Origin of the sequence: Flexivirga sp., from assembly GCF_035551235.1 — a bacterium.
Taxonomy (GTDB): Bacteria; Actinomycetota; Actinomycetes; order Actinomycetales; family Dermatophilaceae; genus Flexivirga.
This window is the reverse complement of sequence record NZ_DASZNO010000038.1, coordinates 93,239-112,876: the sequence shown is the minus strand read 5'-3', so window position 1 is coordinate 112,876 and position 19,638 is coordinate 93,239. Positions and strand designations below refer to the sequence as shown.

The window sequence follows — 19,638 nt, the reverse complement described above, 5'->3', positions numbered from 1 at the left end:
GCATGACAAGGACACGTGACTGACACTTCGCGCACGAGCGGCGGGGCCGGTGCCGCACCGGCCCCGCTTGCTGCGCGTCCCGAGAAGGTCCGGGTGCTGCTGGTCGAGGACTACGAGATCTATCGGCACGGACTGCGGATGATCCTCGACCTCGAGGACGACATCGAGGTCGTCGGCGAGACCGGCAGCGCGGTCGAGGCGCTCGAGATGGCAGCGGCGTCGGAGCCGCATGTCGTGGTCCTCGACATCTTCCTCCCCGACGGCAACGGGGTGCAGGTGTGCCGGCAGCTCACCACACGCCATCCGGACACCCACGTGCTCATGCTCACCGCGTCCGACGAGCATTCGGACCTGGTCGAGGCCGTGAAGGCGGGCGCGATCGGTTACCTGCTCAAGGACATCGCACCCGAGCAGCTGCCGACCTCGATCCGATCGGTCGCCGACGGCCGGGCATTGGTGTCACCCGAGCTCGGCTCGACCCTGATGTCGGAGTTCTCGGCCATGGTGCGCGGCGCACCCGCGCGCGATGACGAGCCGGCCGGGGAGCTCACCGACCGCGAGCTGGAGGTCCTCGGGCTCGTCGCGCGAGGCTGGTCCAACCGCAAGATCGGCGAAGAGCTCTTCATCGCCGAGAACACCGTCAAGAACCACGTCCGCAGCATCCTCGACAAGCTGCAGTTGCGCAGCCGGATGCAGGCGGCGTTGTATGCCGTCCGCGGGGGACTCGTCGACGACTCGGTGGAGGACCTCGACTGAGGTCCGGCCGAAAAGCCTTGCGGCGCCGCGTTATTCGCGAACCCGGTCGAAGAGCAAGAGGTCGACGATGCTGCCGTCACCGAGGACCTCGGCCGACCGTGCCCGCCCGATCTGCTGGAAACCGCACCGCTCGGCGACCGCGATGGACGCGTCGTTGCCGACAGCCACGGCGAGGGTCATCCGGCGCAGCCCGAGGCCGCCTCGGGCGCCCGGCATGAAGGCGTAGGCCGTGACAGCACGCAGTGCGTGCGTCGCCAGCCCGCGTCCTCGCCAGTCGCCGGACAGCCAGTAGCCGGCCTCGGCACTGCCGTCGGCGAAGTTCTGCAGACCGATCATGCCGGCGAACTCCTCGTTGCCGGAGCCGCAGATCACCCACCAGCTGCCGTGTGCAGTGACGTCGACGTGGCGATTGCGTGCGACGTAGTCGGCGGCGCGCTGCTCGATGTCGTCCTGCGGGATCGACAGCCACTGCCGGACCCGCGGGTCGGCCCAGGTGTGCGCGATGGCGGCGGCATCGCTGCGCCGCAGGGGGCGCAGCCGGACGTCGGGGAAGCCCAGGACGGGTGGGAGGACCGAACGCTGCGCCTCGCGGGCATCGGTCGCCAGCAACTCGAAATAGGCGCCGTCGGTGATCCGTCCGTCCGCGGCCGTGTAGGCCTGACGGTCCTGGCCCCACTGCCGGAATCCGGCGCCGCGCAGCAGCGACCGGGACGCGTGGTTGTCCAGATCCGTCTCGGCATACAGCCTGGTGAGCCCGAGGCCGCCGGCCCTCACTGACGAGAATGCATGTGCCACAACGGATTCCAACGCCCGTGGCAGGATGCCGCGGCCGCGCGCGGCGGGTAACAACCAGTAACCGACCTCGCCGGAGGTGGCCGTGCCCTCACCGACGTTGAAGATCGCGATGTCGCCCAACGGCCGGTCGGAGGTCGCATCCGCGATGCACCACGGGACGGCGGTGCGCTCGTCGGTGAACCGGCGCTGCCGGGACAGCCACGCGGCGAACGAAGACCTGGTGACCTGCGCGGCGAGCGGCATGTACTTCCTGGCGAGCTCGTCGACTTCGTCGGGCAGGTACGGCTCGTCGTCGTCGCGCCACGGGCGCAGGCGAATGCCATCAAGCTCGATCGTCGGTATGACGAACGGCGAAACCCGTTGCGAGTCAATGTCGTCGGTGGCCAGCAGCTCCCAGTTCAGGGCGTCCGTCGGCTCGCCGTCCTCGAGCGCGAGGACCGATCGCTCGATGCCCCACATCCGAAAGCCGGCCCGGCGCAGGACCCGCGCGGATGCGAAGTTGCGGATGTCGGTGCCCGCCTGCAGCCGATGCAGGCCCAGTCCGCCCGAAACGCGCGGCGCGAAAGCGTGCTCCCGGACCAGCTCGACCGCCTCGGACATGACACCGCGGCCCCGGGCCTGCGGATGGAGCCAGTAGCCGAGCTCGCCGTTGCCGCGGGTGAAGTCGACGTCGAGCCGCTGCACCTGAACATGACCCAGCACCCGGTCGGTGTCGGCGTCGGTGATGCACCAGTAGATGCCGGCACCGGACGCCATGCGCTGCTGCCGGTCGCGCAACCAGTCGGCATACGTGCTCGGCGTGGGCTGCATCCGGGTCGCCATGAGCCGGCTCGCCTCGTCCGGTTCCTGGATCGAGCGCGCGTCATCCCTGCGCCACGGGCGAAGCCGGATGCCGTGCCCTTCCAGCACCCGCGGCTCGAGCGCGTCGGACGTCACCTCGTCGGGATCAGCGACCATGGCAGCAGCCAACCATGTGCCACCGGTGGCGGCCATGGTTTTTCAGGCGGGGTCTCCCGGCTGCCGGGCGTGCTCGACCGCCAGCAGCTCGAAGTAGGCCGTGTCGGTGATCGTGCCGTCGTGCGCGACGAACGAGCCGTGATCGTTGCCGTACTGCCGGAACCCTGCCGTTGCCAGGGTCAGCATCGAGGCATGGTTGCCGTCCACCGTCGCCGCGTCCAGGCGGAGCAGGTCGAGTCCGCCGGGTGAAAGGGCATGATCGACAACGGCTTTCAGCGCCTCGGCGGCCAGGCCGCGGCCGCGGCCCTCGTCGTAGAGCCAGTAGCCGACGGTGCCGCTGCGTAGGGGAGTGCCGAGCCCGCGAACGCCGATCGAGCCGAGCGGCCGCTCGGTCCCGGCGTCCACGATGCACCACTCGACGCCGGTGCCGGCGAGCTCATCGCTGCGCTCACGCAGCAGCCAGGAGCGGTAGCCGGCGGCGGGCGGACGGGGCTCGACGCCCATCGCCGCGGCCGCTTGCGAGTCGGGCTCGGGCTCCGTCGCCGGTGCGTCCTGCTCGCTCCACGCGCGCAGCACCAGCCGAGCGGTACGCAGCGTCGGCACCGGCAGGGCGCGGGCGCGCTGCGAGTCCCGGTCATCGGTTGAGAGCAGCTCGAACTCGACCTCGTCGCTCACGCTCCCGTCGTCGTATGCCGGCAGGCCCGATACCGTCCCGATCGCCCGGAAGCCACCGGCGCGCAGCACGCGTTGCGACGCGAGGTTCTCGACATCGGCGTTCGCGCCGATCCGGCGTAGGCCCAGCCCGCCGTCGCTCGGTGACGAGAACGCATGTGACACAAGGAGTTCCAGCGCTGCTGCTGCGTGCCCCCGGCCGCGCGCGGACTGCTGCAGCCAGTAGGCCAGCATCGCGCTGCCACGCAGCATCGGCAGGTTCATCCGGAAGAGCTGGATGCCACCGAGCGGCCGGTCGGTCCGCGCGTCGGCGACACACCACACGATGGCCTCGCCACCCGCCATACGCTCACGGCGTGCGCGCAGCCAGTCATCGAAACCCTCGGCGGAGGGTGCCGACCCGAGCATGAAGCGGGACAACCCCTCGTCCAGCGGTTCGTCGGGTGCGTCCGCCTCGGTCCACGGCCGCAGCCGGATCCCGTCGCCCTCCAGCACGGTCGGCTCCCACCAGGGCAGTTGCGGTGAGCGGGGGTCGCCGGCATGCAGGTGGCCGAACCACGTGCCGGTGACGCCGCCGTCGGGTCCGTGATGCGTCGCCGGCCAGGTGCCGTCGAGCGTGAAGCCGAGCGCCCATGCAACGCGTCGTGAGGCCCAGTTGCCCTGCGCCGCCCGCCATACGACGGTGCGCATGCCGAGGTCGTCGAAGGCATGTGTCACCAGCAGCCGGGCAGCCGCGGTCGTCACGCCCCGGCCGCGCACGTCCGGATGCACGCCGAAGCCGATCTCCGTGGTGCCGTCGGCGCGCGGGTGCAGGTTGATGGAGCCGGCCCAGCGCCCGTCGACCTCGATCGCCCAGGCGCCTTCACGCGTGCCGGACTCCCAGGTCGCACGCACCTTGTCGAGGAACTCCCGGGCCTGCTCCATCCCGTATGGCGAGGGGAGCGGCACGCCGGCACGGGTGCGGGGATCCCGGGCGAATTCCACGATGCGCGGCAGGTCGGACTCGCGGTGCGCGCGCAGCGTCACCGCGCCATCGCGCAGTTCCGGGACGTCATCGGGGAAGACCGGCATCCCGGCAGCAAACCACATGCTTCACGTCGGGAACCCATCACCCGGTCCCGACCATTAGCATGGGTGAGTCTGTCTACAAGTCGCGACGGCCATGCGGTCGTCCAACTACTTCGGAGTTTTTGTGCCCAAGGTTGTCGAGAAGGTCCTGCGCGCCGGCGAGGGCCGCACCCTCAAGAAGCTGCAGGCGTATGCCGCGCAGGTCAATCTGCTCGAGGAGGACTTCGCAGGGCTGTCCGATGCGGAGCTGCGCGAGGAGACCGACAAGTTCCGGAAGCGACTGGCGGCCGGCGAGACGCTGGACGACCTGCTGCCGGAGGCGTTCGCCGCCGTGCGCGAGGCCAGCAAGCGGACCCTCGGCAAGCGCCACTTCGACGTGCAGCTGGCCGGTGGCGCCGCGTTGCACCTGGGCAACGTGGCCGAGATGCGCACCGGTGAGGGCAAGACCCTCGTCGCGACACTGCCGTCATACCTCAATGCCTTGACCGGCAAGGGCGTTCACGTCATCACGACCAACGACTACCTCGCCGAGACGCAGGCCGAGCAGATGGGCCGCGTGCACCGCGCGCTGGGCCTGGAGACCGGCTGCATCCTGGCCTCGATGACGCCCGACGAGCGCCGGGCCGAATACGCCAAGGACATCACCTACGGCACCAACAACGAGTTCGGTTTCGACTACCTGCGCGACAACATGGCGTGGTCCGACGCGGAGCTGGTGCAGCGCGGCCACAACTACGCGATCGTCGACGAGGTCGACTCGATCCTGATCGACGAGGCGCGGACGCCGCTGATCATCAGTGGCCCGGCCGACGAGGCCACCCGCTGGTATGTCGAGTTCGCCAAGATCGTGCAGCACCTGAAGCGCTCGCCGAAGAAGGAGAACTCCCTTCCCGGTGACGGCGACTACGAGGTCGACGAGAAGAAGAAGACGGTCGGCCTGCTGGAGTCCGGCATCGAGATCGTCGAGGACCTGCTCGGCATCGACAACCTCTACGAGGCCGCCAACACGCCGCTGATCGGCTACCTCAACAACGCCATCAAGGCCAAGGAGCTGTTCAAGAACGACAAGGACTACGTCGTGATGAACGGCGAGATCCTGATCGTCGACGAGCACACCGGCCGCATGCTCGCCGGGCGTCGTTACAACGAGGGCATGCACCAGGCGATCGAGGCCAAGGAAGGCGTCGAGATCCAGAACGAGAACCAGACGCTCGCCACGGTGACCTTGCAGAACTACTTCCGTATGTACGACAAGCTCGCCGGTATGACGGGCACCGCCCAGACCGAGGCGGCCGAGCTCTACCAGATCTACAAGCTCGGCGTGGTGACGATCCCGACCAACAAGCCGATGATCCGCAAGGACCAGTCGGACCTGATCTACCGGACCGAGAAGGCGAAGTTCAAGGCCGTCGTCGATGACATCGTCGAGCGCCACAAGGAGGGCCAGCCGGTCCTGGTCGGCACGACCAGCGTCGAGAAGAGCGAGTACCTCTCCGAGCAGTTGCGCCGCAAGGGTGTGCCGCACGAGGTGCTGAACGCCAAGCACAACGAGAGTGAAGCCGCGATCGTCGCGCAGGCGGGTCGCAAGGGCGCCGTCACCGTCTCGACCAACATGGCCGGCCGAGGCACCGACATCATGCTCGGCGGCAACCCGGAGTTCATCGCGATGGCCGCGCTGAAGCGCAAGGGCCTGTCGCCGGAGGAGACGCCGGAGGAGTACGAAGAGGCCTGGGACGAGGCCCTCGCGAAGGCCGAGAAGGCCGTCGCGAAGCAACACGAGGAAGTCGTGGAGCTCGGCGGCCTCTACGTACTGGGCACCGAGCGGCATGAGTCGCGCCGCATCGACAACCAGCTGCGGGGCCGCGCCGGTCGCCAGGGCGACCCGGGCGAGAGCCGCTTCTACCTGTCGTTGCAGGACGACCTGATGCGGTTGTTCAACGCCGCGATGGTCGACCGCTTCATGCAGACGGCCAAGATCGAGGACGAGGTCCCGATCGAGTCCAAGATGGTCAGCCGCTCCATCCAGAGTGCGCAGAGCCAGGTCGAGGCCCAGAACTTCGAGATCCGCAAGAACGTCCTGAAGTACGACGACGTGCTCAACCGGCAGCGCGAGGTCATCTACGCCGAGCGCCGCAAGGTGCTCGAGGGCGAGGACCTGGAGATCCAGGTGCGCCACTTCATCAACGACACCGTCGACGCGTATGTCGACGGCGCCACCGCCGAGGGCTTCTCGGACGACTGGGACCTCGACAAGCTGTGGGAGGCGCTGCGCGAGCTCTACCCGGTGTCCCTCACCGAGCGCGAGATCGAGGAAGAGGTCGGCGGTCGCGCCGGCCTGCAGGCCGACCTGCTCGCCGAGGAGCTGCGCTCGGACGCCCAGCACGCGTATGACGCGCGCGAGAAGGAGCTCGGCGACCGGGTCAGCCGCGAGGTCGAGCGCCGCGTGGTGCTGACCGTGCTGGACCGCAAGTGGCGCGAGCACCTCTACGAGATGGACTACCTCAAGGAGGGCATCCACCTGCGGCAGTACGCCCAGCGTGACCCCCTGGTGGAATACCAGCGGGAGGGCTTCGCGCTCTTCGGTGCCATGAACGACGCCATCAAGGAGGAGTCGGTCCAGCACCTCTTCCACGTGCAGGTCGACCCCGAGGAGATCACTGCGGCGCTGCCCGCACCCAAGGAGAAGATGGTCTTCTCGGCTCCCGGCGAGGATGGCAGCGCCACCGCGCACGAGGTCGACGACGACGGTCGCGTGGTCGGCGAGGACGACTCCGCCCTGCCCCGCGCGCAGCGCCGGGCCCGGAAGAAGGCGAAGAAGAAGGAAGCCGGCAAGGCGAAGGCCAAGTCGAAGTCCTGACCTCCCCTTCGGTGCTAGCCCAGCTCCATCGCGGTGACCATCCACCGGCCGTCGACGCCGACCATGCGCAGGGCCATCGCCCGGACGCGGCCGTCGTGCTGCACGACGACGCTGGCCTCGATGACACCGTCGTCCGGCTCGCACACGTGCACGCGGCGGACCAGTGACCGGTGCAGCGGGTGCGCTCCGCGACGCTTGGCGATCACCGAGCGTGCGTTGACGCGCTCGTAGACCAGCGGGCTGACCCAGCGGGCGATCTGGCCCGGGGAACGCACGCCCGTCATACATTCCAGGAGGGCGCCGGCCATCCGCTGCAACCAGGCGCGCGGCTCGGGCAGCAGATGTGTCTGCGTCGCCTGGGGGCCGAACTGCGGGTCGGTCTCCTCGCTGTTGAGCACCACTCGCAGCGCCGGTTGCGAGTAGCCACGCCGCCGGTCGCGGGAAGCGGCCACCACGTCGTCGTAGAGCACGTCGATGGCGCACTCGTCGAGGGCCGGCGGCTGCCAGCCGGACGCGGGGGACAGGTGCAGGGGCTGGACGGTGGCGGTGCTCATCGGTTGCTTCCTTCGAGTGCGTGGTCCGGTGTCAGCAGTCGGGTGCCGACGTCGAGCAGGTCCGGGTCGTCCCCGATGACGTGACGGTTGGCGGCATACCAGCGCGGCCACTCGGCGGCGATCGCCTGCGCGTCGGCATGCGGCCCGAGGTGTGCGGCCGCGATCGACCAGAGGCTGTCGCCACGGTGGACGACCACCTCGCCGGAGTCGTCCGCGACAGGTTTCCCCGTCACCAGCGGGGCGCAGTCGCGCGCCACCTGGTCGGTGCGAGTGGGCTTCTCCGGCACCCAGCCCGGAGTGGGAACTTCCTCGTCGGAGCACGAATCCGCCGTGGTGGCAGCGTGTTTCGCGTTGTGGTCGGCGGCAACGGCAATCCCCGGCGCCCAAGCCGGCGCCGTTGCGGTCGCACTGGTCGAAACGGACGACGGCGTGGTGGCGAAGGCCGGTGCAGTGGCGGACAGGCTGGACAAGGCGGTGATCGCGAGCAGGACCGCGGCCAGCCGCCCGACCACCCCGCCGGCGCGCGGGCCGCTGCGGTCGGTGCCCGGACCACGGCCACCCGGGCCCGGTGACCGGTGCAGCAGCGTCGCGGTGGCCAGCACGACCAGGAGTGCCGCCCACAGGAGCGCGAGCACCAGGGCGGCCCAGAGCAGCACCGGCAGTGCGTCGGGCGTGTGCACGGTGCTGCGGTGCTCGAGGCGGTGCAACTCGCCGAGCATGCCGCCCCACGCGCCGTATGCCGCAACCAGCGTGACGAGCGCTGCGGTCGCCCCGAGCGCGGCGGCTCGTGCGCGGTGCCAGCCCCCGGCGGCGCCCCTGTCGACCACCCCGTCGATCCCCGTGTTCTGCATGTCCGCCCCTCTCCTGGCGCCGGTACTGCGACGCATCATCAGGTCGCAAACGGTAGTAAACGACATCAACTGACAATAACTGCACTTAAACACATCTATCTGCAGTTGTCCACGGTGACCGCGCAGCCCGCTACCGTTGCGGCGTGCGTTGGCAGGATTTGTTCGCGGATCTGGAGGCCCAACTGCTCGCCGAGCAACGGCGGGAGTTGCAGGCCGAAGTAGCCGACCGCACTCGTCGCGAGCGGGCTGAGGTGACGGTGCTGGACCGCGCCGCGCGATCGGTCGGAAGCGTGATCACCGTCGTGACCGGTGCCGGTTCGGTGCGCGGCACGCTGGACGACCTCGGCAAGGACTGGCTGTTGGTGCAGGAGCACGGCCGGCATGCGGCGTTGGTGCCGATGGGCGCGATCACCGCGCTGGTCGGGCTGGCGACCCGCAGCGACGACGACCGGGGGATGGGACGTCGATTCGGCGTCGGTGTCGCCCTACGCGCGATCGCGCGGGACCGCGCAGCCGTGGCGATCCATGACATCGCCGGTGGGCTGGCCACCGGAACGATCGACAAGGTGGGCGCCGATCACATCGACCTGGCCGAGCATCCGGCCGATGCGGTGCGCCGCGCGACGGCACTGACGGGGCACCGCGTGGTGCCGTTCGCCGCCATCGGAATTGTGCGCCGCGCCTGAGGCAGCGCTCTCCGTGTGGGGCTCAGTGCTCCTCGTCGCCGAAATCACCGGCGGCGACCCGCGCCTGGGCGTCGGCATACTGCCGCTGGATGTAGGACTCCAGCTCCGTCAGCTCGATGCGCCACGACTTGCCGACCTTGATGGCGGGCAGCTCCCCGGTGGTCACCAGCCCGTAAGCCTGACGCGAGGAGATGCTGAGCGTCTCGGCGACATCGGCGATGGACACGAATCGCGCTGGCACGGCGGTGCCCTCCTTGATCTCACACTTGGCAGTGACCTCATTGTGACGCATTCGAGGCCCGCGCCGACGGACTGCCTGTGGACAAACCGCCCCTGGGGGTGCGGGAGTCTTTACAGTCTTGTGGGGGTCGAGGACGGGGCGTCCGCGACGAGCAAGTACCTCAAGGGGAGAACCACGTGGAAAGCCGACGTCATACCGCAGCGGATGAGCTGCCCAAACCAGCGGCCCAGCGGCTGCAGCGACCGTCGTGGCGCGACAGCAGGCTGGTGGCCGGAGTGCTGCTGGTGCTGGTCGCGACCATCGGGGGAGCCGCCGCCATGCGGCACTACGACAACTCCATCGAGGTGTTGCAGGCGTCCCACCCGCTGGTGCCGGGCCAGAAGGTCGGCTCCTCCGATGTGCATGCGGTGAAGGTCCGGATCGACAAGGCCGGGGCCACCTACCTCAGTGCGGACGACCCGTTGCCCAAGGGCGAGGTACTGCGCGAGGTGCGCGCCGGCGAGCTGGTCCCGAGGTCCGCGGTCGGCAAGAGCACGAAGGTGCCGGTCAAGGCGGTTGCCCTGCCGGTCGAGGCGGCCCAGTCGACGAACCTCGTCAAGGGCTCGGTCGTGGACGTCTGGGTCTCGACGAAGCAGGAGAGCAAGGTCGGCCAGGAGTCGTATGCCGCACCCGCGCGCATCATCGACCGGGCGGTGGTGGCGCGCGTTCCCAGCAGTAGTGGCGGGTTCTCGGTGGCCTCCGACAGTGGCGCGGTGCACGTCCTCATCCCCGACGACAAGGTCGCCCAGGTCCTGGCGGCGGTCAACCAGGGCGCGAAGGTCGACCTCGTGCCGGCCGCCGGATCGCCGCTGAAGGGCGACTGATGGCGACCGCGGCCGTCACAGCGATCAGCGCCGCACACGAGGCAGCCGTCGCCGCGACGCTCGGCCGGGCGAGCGGCGTGCGCCTCGTCCGGCGCTGCGCCGACGTCGCCGACCTGCTGGCGATCTGCACCGCCGGCCGCGCCGACGTGGCCCTCGTCTCGGCAGACTTCCACGGGCTGGACCGCAGTGCGATCGGCACGCTGCGCGACGCCGGTGTCGGGATCGTGGGCGTGCACCAGCCGGGCGTCGAGGATGAGCAGCGGGTGCTGCAGCAGTGGGGCGTCCGCACGCAACTGCCGATCACCGCCGTACCGGCCGACTTCGCGCAGGCCGTGCAGGCGGTCTCCGAGGGGGCAGCCGCCACGGCAGCGCCCCCGGACGCAACCGACGGCCCGACCGTCTCGCTGGAGGCCGAGCTCGCGGCGCTGTCCGACGACGGTGCGCCATACGTGCCGGCCAATCCGTGGCTGGAGCAACCGGTCGCGCTGCCCGCGTCGCCCCCGCCGGCCGCTGCGCAGGAGACGGCGAAGATCGTGACCGTCTGGGGCCCGGCCGGCGCGCCCGGCCGGACAGTGCTCGCCGTCAACCTCGCCGCGGAGGCAGCGCGGCTAGGTGTGCCGACGGTGCTGGTTGACGCCGACACGTATGCCGCATCGGTCGCGCAGCACCTCGCGCTGCTCGACGAGGCGCCGGGTGTTGCCGCAGCGACCCGGCTGGCCGACTCCGGCCACCTGGACGTGCGGGCGCTGGCTGCGGTCGCGCCGGAGGTGACCCCGGGGCTGCGCGTGCTCAGCGGCCTGCCCCGCGCGGATCGCTGGCCGGAGATCCGCGACGATGCGCTCGAGGCCGTCCTGGAGCAGTGCCGGCAGCTCGGTCGGCTGATCGTCATCGACGTCGCGGCGCCGCTGGAGCAGGACGAGGAGCTCAGCTACGACACCACGGCCCCGCGGCGCAACGCCGCCACCCTCGCGGCGCTCGGTGCCGCGGACACGGTGATCGCGGTCGGCTCGGCCGATCCGGTCGGCCTGCAGCGCCTGGTCCGGGGCCTCGACGAACTGCGCGGCGTGATCTCCGAGCAGCCGTGGGTGGTCGCCAACCGGGTCCGGTCGTCCGCGGTCGGTTCCTCGCCGGAGCAACGCGTGTCCGAGGCGCTGCAGCGGTTCGCGGGCGTCTCGTCGCCGGCGATCATCCCCGATGACCGCGCGGCCCTCGATGGCGCGCTGCTGGCCGGACGAGTGCTGGCCGAGCACGCTGCGGGCTCCGCGGCCCGCAAGGCGATCGCCCAGCTCGCCGCGGATCTCACCGGCGTCTCCGCGGCCACCCGACGGGGCCGGTGGGGCCGACATCGCGATCCGGCGCGGTAGACGTGAAAACATGTGGCCGTGGCTGACCGACTGAGCGCTCTGGACGCGTCATTCTTCTATCTGCAGGATCGTTCGACGCCCATGCACGTCGGCTCGGTGATGATCTTCGACCCGCCGGAGGGCGGGTTCGAGTACGAACAGCTGGTCAGTCTGGTGAGCAACCGGATCGCCTTCGTGCCGCGGTACCGGCAGAAGGTGCGCCATGTGCCGGGCCGTCTCCTGCCACCGGTGTGGGCCGACGACGAGCACTTCGACGTCAGCTACCACGTACGCCGGTCGGCACTGCCCAAGCCGGGCACCGCGGCGCAACTGGAGGAGTTCGTCGGCCGGATCCAGGCCCGGGCGCTGGATCCGCGCCGGCCGCTGTGGGAGCTCTACCTCGTCGAGGGGCTGGAGGGCGGCCGGTTCGCGATCGTCACCAAGACCCACATCGCCCTGGTCGACGGGATCCACGCGATAGACATCGGCCAGATCATCGTCGACCCCGAGGCGACCCGCGAGCAACCGATCCCGCAGACCTGGCGTGCGTCCCGGACCCCGAGTGGGCTGGACCTCCTGCTGGGCGCCGTCGGTGACGTCGCCCGCAACCCGCTCAGCGTCGCGCACCTCGCCAGCAGTGGTGTTCGCGGCGCCGCGGCCGGTGCGCAGCGCATCGTCCGTGAAGGAGGTGCCGGCGCCGCATCGGCCGCCGGGGTGCTGGCGAGGGTGGCGACCCGGCCGGCACCGGACAGCCCGCTGAACCGCTCGATCAGCGTGCACCGGCGGTTCGTGATGGTCTCCACCGAGCTCGCCGACTATCGGAGGATCCGCGCCCAGAGCGCGGAGACGGTGACGGTGCACGACGTCGTCCTGGCCACGATCACCGGAGCGTTGCGCGGCTGGTTGCTCGCCCGCGGCGAGATCGTCCCCGGCGGCGAGCGGGTCCGCGCGCTGGTGCCGCTCAGCGTGCAGCCCGAGGACGGCGACGACGCCCATCTGGCGGAGGAGGTGTCGCCGATGTTCATCGACCTCCCGGTCGGTGAGGCGCGCCCGAAGATGCGGCTGCACCAGATCGCCTATGCGACCAGCCAGCACCTCGACGACGGTGCGTCGGCCATCGACGCGGCCTCGATCGCCGGGCTCGCGGGTTTCGCGCCGCCGACGCTGCATTCCCTCGGCGCGCGGCTCGGCAACGCGATGTCGCGGCGGATGTTCAACCTGGTGATCACGAACGTCCCCGGCCCGCAACGCACCCTGTATGCCGGGAATGCTCCGATGGTCGAGAGCTACCCGGTCATCCCGCTGCCGAAGGGCCAGACGCTGTCGATCGGCCTCACGTCATACGACGGCCGGGTGGACTTCGGCCTCACCGCCGACCGGGAAGCGATGTCCGACGTGGACCTGTTCGGGCAGTGCCTGGCTGACGCGCTCGCCGAGCTACTGGACGAAACGGAGGACCTCGCATGAGCAACCTGACCAGGACCTACCTGCCCCTGGACGCGGCCGAGCTGCGCGCATTGGACGAGACCGGGGCGTTGCCGGAGCGGACCCGGACCGCCTTCGCCGTGACCGATCGGTTGCGCGCCGCGCTGCCGAGCGAGGACGACGAGGGACTGGAGTACTTCGCGACCCAGGACGCCGCGACCGACGCGGCCGCACGCGACCTGCGGGTCATCGCATCCGTCGACGTCGATGACGACGTGGTCACCGAGCTGCCCGAGGCGGACGCGGCCTCGGCCGTGCGGATCACCGGGGCACCGCCACGGCGCCGGGTCGCCAGCTTCCACGTGCTCGACCCGGCCGGCGAGCGGGATGTCGACGTCGACCTCGAGCTGTCCTGGTATGACGCCACCGAGCTGCCGCTGGTGCGCGAGGCGCTGGCCGATTGAAGCTGATCCGGCAGGCAGGGGCGACATTCGTGGGCTTTCGTCGGCATGGACTGTGGAGTAACCGCTGCGAAGTGGCAGAGTCTGCTCTGTGCAATCCGTCCCCCGAAACATGACCCGTATCGCCATCGTCAACCGTGGAGAGGCGGCGATGCGCCTGATCCACGCGGTTCGCGATGTCAACGCCCAGCGCGCCTTCGACGGCGCCGCCGAGCCCTTGCACACGATCGCGCTGCACACCGACGTCGACAGCGGTGCCGCGTTCGTCCGCGAGGCGGATGAGGCGCACTTCATCGGCGCTGCCGCCGACCGGCCCTACCTCGATCTCGCAGCGCTGGAGCGCGCGCTCGTCGACACCCGTGCGGATGCCTGCTGGGTCGGTTGGGGATTCGTGGCGGAGGACCCGGCCTTCGCGCAGCTGTGCGAGCGACTCGGTGTCACGTTCATCGGGCCGTCGGCCGAGGCGATGCGCCGGCTCGGGGACAAGATCGGCTCCAAACTGATCGCCGAGGAGGTCGGCGTCCCGGTCGCGCCCTGGAGCCGCGGGGGAGTCGACACCCTGCAGGACGCACTGGAGGCGGCCGACCGCGTCGGCTACCCGCTGATGCTCAAGGCGACCGCGGGCGGTGGCGGCCGCGGCATCCGGAAGGTCACCGGGCGCGCCGAGTTGGAGGACGCCTACCAGCGCACCCGCGACGAGGCCGAGCGCGCCTTCGGCAGCGGCGTGGTCTTCCTGGAGAAGCTCGTCACCGGCGCACGCCACGTCGAGGTGCAGGTGATCGCCGACGGCCAGGGCACCGCCTGGGCGGTGGGGGTGCGCGACTGCTCCGTGCAGCGACGCAACCAGAAGATCGTCGAGGAGTCCGCGTCGCCGCTGCTGGACGAGCAGCAGACCACCGAACTCAAAGACGCCGCAGAGCGATTGGCACTCGCGGTCGACTACAAGGGCGCCGGCACGGTGGAGTTCCTCTATCACCCGGCGGACCGCACGTTCGCCTTCCTGGAGGTCAACACCCGGCTGCAGGTCGAGCACCCGATCACCGAGGCGGTGACGGGCCTGGACCTGGTCGCGCTCCAGTTGCAGATCGCCGGCGGGCAGCCCCTCACCGGCGAACGTCCCGCGGAGCGCGGTCACGCCGTCGAGGCCCGCCTCAACGCCGAGGACCCGGACCGCGACTTCGCGCCGGCACCGGGCCACATCACCCGGTTGGAGCTGCCGGCCGGCCCCGGCATCCGGGTCGACACGGGCGTCACCGAGGGCGACACGATCCCGGCCGACTTCGACTCGATGATCTCCAAGATCATCGCCCACGGCTCCACCCGCGACGAGGCCCTCGCCCGGTTGCGCCGGGCGCTGGAGGAGACCACGGTCATCATCCGTGGCGGTGTCACCAACAAGAGCTTCGTGCTGGAGCTGCTCGACCAGTCCGAGATCACCCGCGGCAAGCCCGAGTGGGCCGACACCGGCTGGATCGACCGGATGCGCGCGGCCGGCGGGCTCGCGGACCACCCGCACGCCGGCATCGCACTGGTCGCCGCCGCGATCGAGGGGTATGCCGAGCGGGAGGGCGCCGAGATCGCCGGATTCCTCGACACGGCATACGGTGGCCGACCGCAGGTGCACCACGACCCCGACGGCACGACGGAGCTGAAGCTGCGCGGCGAGACGTTCACGGTCGCCGTGCGTCGTGTCGGGCCGTGCGACTACGCGGTCGCGGTGACCAGCGGCGCGACGACACACACCGTCGCGGCCTCGATGGAGCGGCTGGACGAGGTGCACAGCCGGCTGATCGTGGACGGCGAGACGTTCCGCCTCGTCAGCGCCTCGCACGGGCCGACGCTGCTCATCGAGGTCGCCGGCGTGACCCATCGGGTCAGCCGCGACGAGGGTGGTGTGATGCGGGCGCCCGCACCCGCACTGGTGGTCGCGACGCCGGTCGCGGTCGGCGACGAGGTGACCGCCGGGGAGCCGGTGCTCGTGCTGGAGTCGATGAAGATGGAGACGGTGCTGCCCGCGCCGTTCACCGGTCGCGTTCGCGAGTTGCTGGTGCGAGCCGGCACTCAGGTCGAAACCGGTTCTCCGCTCGTGCGATTGGAGCCGACCGGGGAGGACGCCGAGGACACGCAAGACGTCACCGGCACCGACCTCGGGCTGCCGACCGACGAGCGGGTTCGCACCCGTGCCGAGCGCGACGCAGCGGCGATGGCCACCATGCGCTCCGCGCTGATGGGGTATGACGTCACCCCCGACGACCGCCTGAAAACGTTGCACGCCTACCTCGATGAGCGCGGCACCACGGCAGCGCCGAGCGACGACGAGCTGGCGTTGCTGGACATGTTCGCCGACTTCGCCGAGCTGAGCCGCAACCGTCCGGCACGCGAGGAGTCCCACTCCGAGCTGCGGGTGCATAGCTCCCGCGAGCACTTCCAGACCTATCTGCGCACGCTGGACCTCGAACGCGGCGACCTGCCGCAGTCCTTCCGCGACAAGTTGTTGCGCGTGCTGCGCCACTACGGCATCACCGAGCTGGATCGCACCCCGCAGCTGGAGGAGGCCCTGTTCCGGATCTTCCTGGCGCAGCAGGAGGTCGGCGACGTCGAGATCGCCGTGCGGCTGTTGCGCAGCTGGCTCTCCGTGCCCGCACCGAGCGACACGAGCGGGGCGCGTGCCCTGCTGGAGCGGGTCGTGCGGGCGACCCAGCGGCGCTTCTCGGTCGTCGGTGACCTCGCGCGGTCGGTGCGCTTCCGGTGGTTCGACCAGCCGATCGTGGACGTCGAGCGGTCCAGCATCCTGGGCGGGGTCGCCGATGAGGTGGCCGCGCTCACCGATCCCGCCGCCCCCGACCGGGATGCGCGGATCGCCGCACTGACCGCCATACCCGAGCAGCTCGTCGGATTCCTGCGCGATCGGCTGTATGCCGAGCCGAGCACGATCGACAGCGACTACGAGCCGTTGCTCGAAGTGCTGATCCGCCGTCATTACCTGGAATACGCCCTGCACGACCTGCAGGCCGCGCGAGTCGCCGGCCGCCCCACGGCCCGGGCCGAATACGTCTCCGAGACGCACGGAGCGACGAGGGTCGTGACGACCGTCGGCGACATCGACCAGCTGCGGGACGCCTCGCTGCAACCGGCGCTCGACGACCAGCTGGCCACCGACCACGACAGTGTCGTGGAGATCTACCTGCGCTGGGCGGACCTGCCCGAGCAGCCGGAGCACGCCCGCGACATACTCCTGGACCTGCTGTCGCAGCTGTCGTTCGCCCGTATGCCGCGGCGCGTGTCGTTCGCGGTCTGTCCCGGCGCGCCCCGCGCCGTCGACTACTTCACCTTCCGGCCGTCGCCGGACGGCAGCGGCTGGGTCGAGGACGACCTCGTCCGCGGGATGCACCCGATGGTCGGCCGGCGGCTGAACCTCTGGCGGTTGCGCGAGTTCGACGTGACGCGGCTGGAGGCACCCGAGGACGTGCTGCTGCTCGACTGCGTCGCGCGCAGCAACCCGGCCGATCGCCGGCTCGTCGCGCTCGCCCAGGTCCGGCAGCTGGCGGTGGTGCGCGACGACGACGGTGTGGTCGTGGCTCTGCCGCACGCCGAGCGTGCGGTCGAGAACTGCCTGGAGGCCATCCGCAGGGTCCGCGCCTCGCACGGCGGTGGGAAGACGCCGTTGGACGTCAACCATGTGTGGGTCACGGTCTGGCCGCCGGTCGAGGCCGACATCCAGCACCTGGCCGCGCTGCAGTCGAAGATCACGCCGCTCACCGAGGGCGCCGGGATCGAGGAAGTGCTGGCGCAGGGACGGGTGGAGGGCGAGGACGGCTCGCCCAGTTCGATCGCGATCCGTTTCCATGCCACGCCGGGCGCCGGCGTCTCGGCGGACGTCATCGAGCCGCCGACCACACCGCTCGCACCGCTGGACGACTACGCCGCCAAGGTGCTGCGTGCCCGCCGGCGCGGGATGGTCTATCCCTACGAGCTCGAGCCGACCCTCGCCGGGTCGGGGTCGTTCGTCGAGTACGACTTCGACGACGACGGCACACTCGTGCCGGTCGACCGCCCGCGCGGCCAGAACACCGCCGGCATCATCGTCGGCGTCGTCAGCACACCGACGGAGCTCTACCCCGAGGGCGTCACGCGTGTGGTGCTGGCGGGTGACCCGATCAAGTCGCTCGGGGCGTTGTCCGAGGCCGAGTGCAGTCGCGTCGTCGCGGCCATCGATCTGGCCGAGCGGATGAGTGTGCCCGTGGAGTGGTTCGCGGTGTCCGCAGGCGCCCGGGTCTCGATGACCAGTGGCACCGAGAACATGGACTGGGTCGCGGTCGCGCTGAAGCGGATCGTCGAGTTCACCCAGGACGGCGGTGAGATCAACATCGTCGTCGCCGGCATCAACGTCGGGGCGCAGCCCTACTGGAATGCCGAAGCGACGATGCTGATGCACACCAAGGGCATCCTGATCATGACGCCCGACAGCGCGATGGTGCTGACCGGCAAGCAGACGCTCGACTTCGCCGGCAGCGTGTCCGCAGAGGACAACTACGGGATCGGCGGCTACGACCGGGTGATGGGACCCAACGGGCAGGCCCAGTACTGGGTCCCCGATCTCGCGCGCGCGCTGATGGTGCTGATGCAGCACTACGACCACACGTATGTCGTGCCCGGCGAGTCGGGCCCGCGCCGCGCGGGGACCAACGACCCGGTCGATCGGGACATCTCCGACAGCCCGCACGACGGTGACTTCGGCTGCGTCGGGGACATCTTCTCCAAGGAGCTGAACCCCGACCGCAAGCGCGCATTCGACATACGCAGCGTGATGCGGGCGGTGGCCGACCAGGACCACCCGATGCTCGAACGCTGGGGGAGTATGGCGGACGCCGAGACCGCCGTCACCGTGGACACCCGCATCGGCGGCTACCCCGTTTCGCTGATCGGGATCGAGTCCAAACCCGTTGCCCGGCAAGGCTTCCCGCCGACGGACGGCCCGGACGCCTATACCGCCGGCACCCTGTTCCCGCGGTCCTCCAAGAAGGTCGCACGGGCGATCAACGCCGCGTCCGGCAATCGCCCGGTCGTCGTCCTGGCCAACCTGTCCGGGTTCGACGGCTCACCGGAGTCGATGCGCAACCTGCAACTGGAGTACGGCGCCGAGATCGGCCGGGCGATCGTCAACTTCCGGGGCCCGATCGTGTTCTGCGTGATCTCCCGCTACCACGGCGGTGCGTTCGTGGTGTTCTCCAAGCGGCTCAACCCGCAGATGACCGTCCTGGCCGTCGACGGGTCGTTCGCCTCGGTGCTCGGAGGTGCGCCCGCAGCCGCGGTCGTCTTCGCCTCCGAGGTCGCCAAGCGGGCTGCCGCCGACCCGGCGTTGGCCGAGTTGCAGCAGCGCTTCGACGGAGCTGACATGACCGAACGCGCAGCACTGCGAGTCGAACTCGACGAGTTGCAGGCCAACCTGCGCGCGGCCAAGATCGCCGAGGTCGCGTCGGAGTTCGATGCGGTGCACAGCATCCATCGGGCCGTCGAGGTCGGGTCGGTCGACGAGGTCATCGCCGCGTCGGACCTCCGTCCGAAGATCGTCACGGCGCTGGGACGTGGTCTGGGGCGCTGATCAGAGCGCTGCGAGATACTCCCGGCCGGTCTGGGCTTCGATCTGCACGCCGCCGGAAATCGCTGGTGCGGAAGCGGTTTCGACCTTCTTGCCGACCAGCGGGATCCGGGCGCGCAGATCGCCCAGGACGTGCATCGTGGTGAGGTGGTCCTCCGGCCGCAGCTGGATGTGACCCACGAAGTTGATCGGCAGGCCGCTGAGTGAGACGTCGATGTCGGCGGTTCGCGAGCCGTCTTCGGCGGACTGTCCCCAACGCTGAATCTCAATGATGTTCAACGTCTTTCCGACGATGCGGGCCACGTTCTCGGGCAGCCCGTCGGTGGCCATCTCACGATGGGTCTCGATGACGTGCCCGGACGTCTCGTCCTTGATCGACACCGAGTGGCTCAGCGCACCTGTCGCGGCGCACTTGGCCTCCTGGAACGCCGGGTCCAGCAGCATCTGGAACACCTGCTCGGCGGGGGCGTCGTAGTTCCACGTCTCCTCGATCTTCATAACGCGCAGCGT

At 70.1% G+C, this 19,638-nt stretch carries 14 protein-coding genes; 8 read left to right on the top strand and 6 right to left on the bottom strand.

Annotated elements, in window-relative coordinates:
• Nucleotides 1–15: 15 nt before the first annotated feature.
• Nucleotides 16–756 carry a response regulator transcription factor gene (locus tag VG502_RS13340; protein WP_325550552.1) on the top strand — a complete coding sequence of 247 codons (741 nt, stop codon included), beginning with the start codon at nucleotides 16–18 and terminating at the stop codon, nucleotides 754–756.
• A gap of 30 nt (nucleotides 757–786) precedes the next feature.
• On the opposite strand, the gene VG502_RS13335 is transcribed toward VG502_RS13340, so the two are convergent.
• Both VG502_RS13335 and VG502_RS13330 read right to left on the bottom strand, forming a co-directional pair.
• Entirely contained in the window at nucleotides 787–2,508 is a 1,722-nt protein-coding gene (locus VG502_RS13335) for a GNAT family N-acetyltransferase (protein WP_325550551.1), read from the bottom strand.
• 42 nt (nucleotides 2,509–2,550) lie between these two features.
• On the bottom strand, nucleotides 2,551–4,269 hold the full coding sequence (locus VG502_RS13330) for a GNAT family N-acetyltransferase (RefSeq protein ID WP_325550550.1): 1,719 nt from the start codon (nucleotides 4,267–4,269) through the stop codon (nucleotides 2,551–2,553).
• 103 nt (nucleotides 4,270–4,372) lie between these two features.
• On the opposite strand from VG502_RS13330, the gene secA reads away from it, so the two are divergent.
• Nucleotides 4,373–7,105, top strand: a complete 2,733-nt coding sequence (gene secA, locus VG502_RS13325; RefSeq protein WP_325550549.1) for a preprotein translocase subunit SecA — start codon at nucleotides 4,373–4,375, stop codon at nucleotides 7,103–7,105.
• 14 nt (nucleotides 7,106–7,119) lie between these two features.
• Here secA and VG502_RS13320 read toward each other — a convergent pair whose 3' ends face one another.
• On the bottom strand, nucleotides 7,120–7,659 hold the full coding sequence (locus tag VG502_RS13320; protein WP_325550548.1) for an Rv3235 family protein: 540 nt from the start codon (nucleotides 7,657–7,659) through the stop codon (nucleotides 7,120–7,122).
• Complete coding sequence (locus tag VG502_RS13315) at nucleotides 7,656–8,510, bottom strand: LysM peptidoglycan-binding domain-containing protein (RefSeq protein ID WP_325550547.1); 855 nt, start codon at nucleotides 8,508–8,510, stop codon at nucleotides 7,656–7,658. The genes VG502_RS13320 and VG502_RS13315 overlap by 4 nt, the downstream gene beginning before the upstream one ends.
• A 143-nt stretch (nucleotides 8,511–8,653) precedes the next feature.
• Between VG502_RS13315 and VG502_RS13310 the strand changes: the two genes are divergently transcribed.
• On the top strand, nucleotides 8,654–9,196 hold the full coding sequence (locus VG502_RS13310; protein WP_325550546.1) for a hypothetical protein: 543 nt from the start codon (nucleotides 8,654–8,656) through the stop codon (nucleotides 9,194–9,196).
• A gap of 22 nt (nucleotides 9,197–9,218) precedes the next feature.
• Here the strand turns inward: VG502_RS13310 and VG502_RS13305 are convergent, their stop codons facing one another.
• Nucleotides 9,219–9,437, bottom strand: a complete 219-nt coding sequence (locus VG502_RS13305) for a helix-turn-helix domain-containing protein (protein ID WP_325550545.1) — start codon at nucleotides 9,435–9,437, stop codon at nucleotides 9,219–9,221.
• 176 nt (nucleotides 9,438–9,613) lie between these two features.
• Here VG502_RS13305 and VG502_RS13300 point away from each other — a divergent pair, with 176 nt between their 5' ends.
• The 5 genes from VG502_RS13300 to VG502_RS13280 all read left to right on the top strand — a co-directional run bounded on the left by VG502_RS13300 (nucleotide 9,614) and on the right by VG502_RS13280 (nucleotide 19,131).
• Complete coding sequence (locus tag VG502_RS13300; RefSeq protein ID WP_325550544.1) at nucleotides 9,614–10,300, top strand: hypothetical protein; 687 nt, start codon at nucleotides 9,614–9,616, stop codon at nucleotides 10,298–10,300.
• Complete coding sequence (locus tag VG502_RS13295) at nucleotides 10,300–11,664, top strand: CpaE/TadZ family protein (protein ID WP_325550543.1); 1,365 nt, start codon at nucleotides 10,300–10,302, stop codon at nucleotides 11,662–11,664. Before VG502_RS13300 ends, VG502_RS13295 begins: the two co-directional genes overlap by 1 nt.
• An 18-nt stretch (nucleotides 11,665–11,682) precedes the next feature.
• Nucleotides 11,683–13,110, top strand: coding sequence for a WS/DGAT/MGAT family O-acyltransferase (locus VG502_RS13290; protein ID WP_325550542.1), 1,428 nt, complete (start codon nucleotides 11,683–11,685; stop codon nucleotides 13,108–13,110).
• Entirely contained in the window at nucleotides 13,107–13,532 is a 426-nt protein-coding gene (locus tag VG502_RS13285; protein WP_325550541.1) for a DUF6912 family protein, read from the top strand. The genes VG502_RS13290 and VG502_RS13285 overlap by 4 nt, the downstream gene beginning before the upstream one ends.
• A 109-nt stretch (nucleotides 13,533–13,641) precedes the next feature.
• A complete protein-coding gene (locus VG502_RS13280) occupies nucleotides 13,642–19,131 on the top strand; it encodes an ATP-binding protein (protein ID WP_325550540.1) in 5,490 nt (1,829 codons plus the stop codon).
• Here the strand turns inward: VG502_RS13280 and VG502_RS13275 are convergent, their stop codons facing one another.
• Nucleotides 19,132–19,626 carry a DUF2505 domain-containing protein gene (locus tag VG502_RS13275; RefSeq protein WP_325550539.1) on the bottom strand — a complete coding sequence of 165 codons (495 nt, stop codon included), beginning with the start codon at nucleotides 19,624–19,626 and terminating at the stop codon, nucleotides 19,132–19,134.
• Nucleotides 19,627–19,638: the final 12 nt, after the last annotated feature.

Bases quoted from the DNA above. Each gene is read 5' to 3' on its own strand.
- VG502_RS13320 (WP_325550548.1), bottom strand. From the start codon at position 7,659: ATGAGCACCGCCACCGTCCAGCCCCTGCACCTGTCCCCCGCGTCCGGC.
- VG502_RS13315 (WP_325550547.1), bottom strand. From the start codon at position 8,510: ATGCAGAACACGGGGATCGACGGGGTGGTCGACAGGGGCGCCGCCGGG.
- VG502_RS13330 (WP_325550550.1), bottom strand. From the start codon at position 4,269: ATGTGGTTTGCTGCCGGGATGCCGGTCTTCCCCGATGACGTCCCGGAA.
- VG502_RS13295 (WP_325550543.1), top strand. From the start codon at position 10,300: ATGGCGACCGCGGCCGTCACAGCGATCAGCGCCGCACACGAGGCAGCC.
- VG502_RS13275 (WP_325550539.1), bottom strand. From the start codon at position 19,626: ATGAAGATCGAGGAGACGTGGAACTACGACGCCCCCGCCGAGCAGGTG.
- VG502_RS13280 (WP_325550540.1), top strand. From the start codon at position 13,642: ATGACCCGTATCGCCATCGTCAACCGTGGAGAGGCGGCGATGCGCCTG.
- VG502_RS13285 (WP_325550541.1), top strand. From the start codon at position 13,107: ATGAGCAACCTGACCAGGACCTACCTGCCCCTGGACGCGGCCGAGCTG.
- VG502_RS13335 (WP_325550551.1), bottom strand. From the start codon at position 2,508: ATGGTCGCTGATCCCGACGAGGTGACGTCCGACGCGCTCGAGCCGCGG.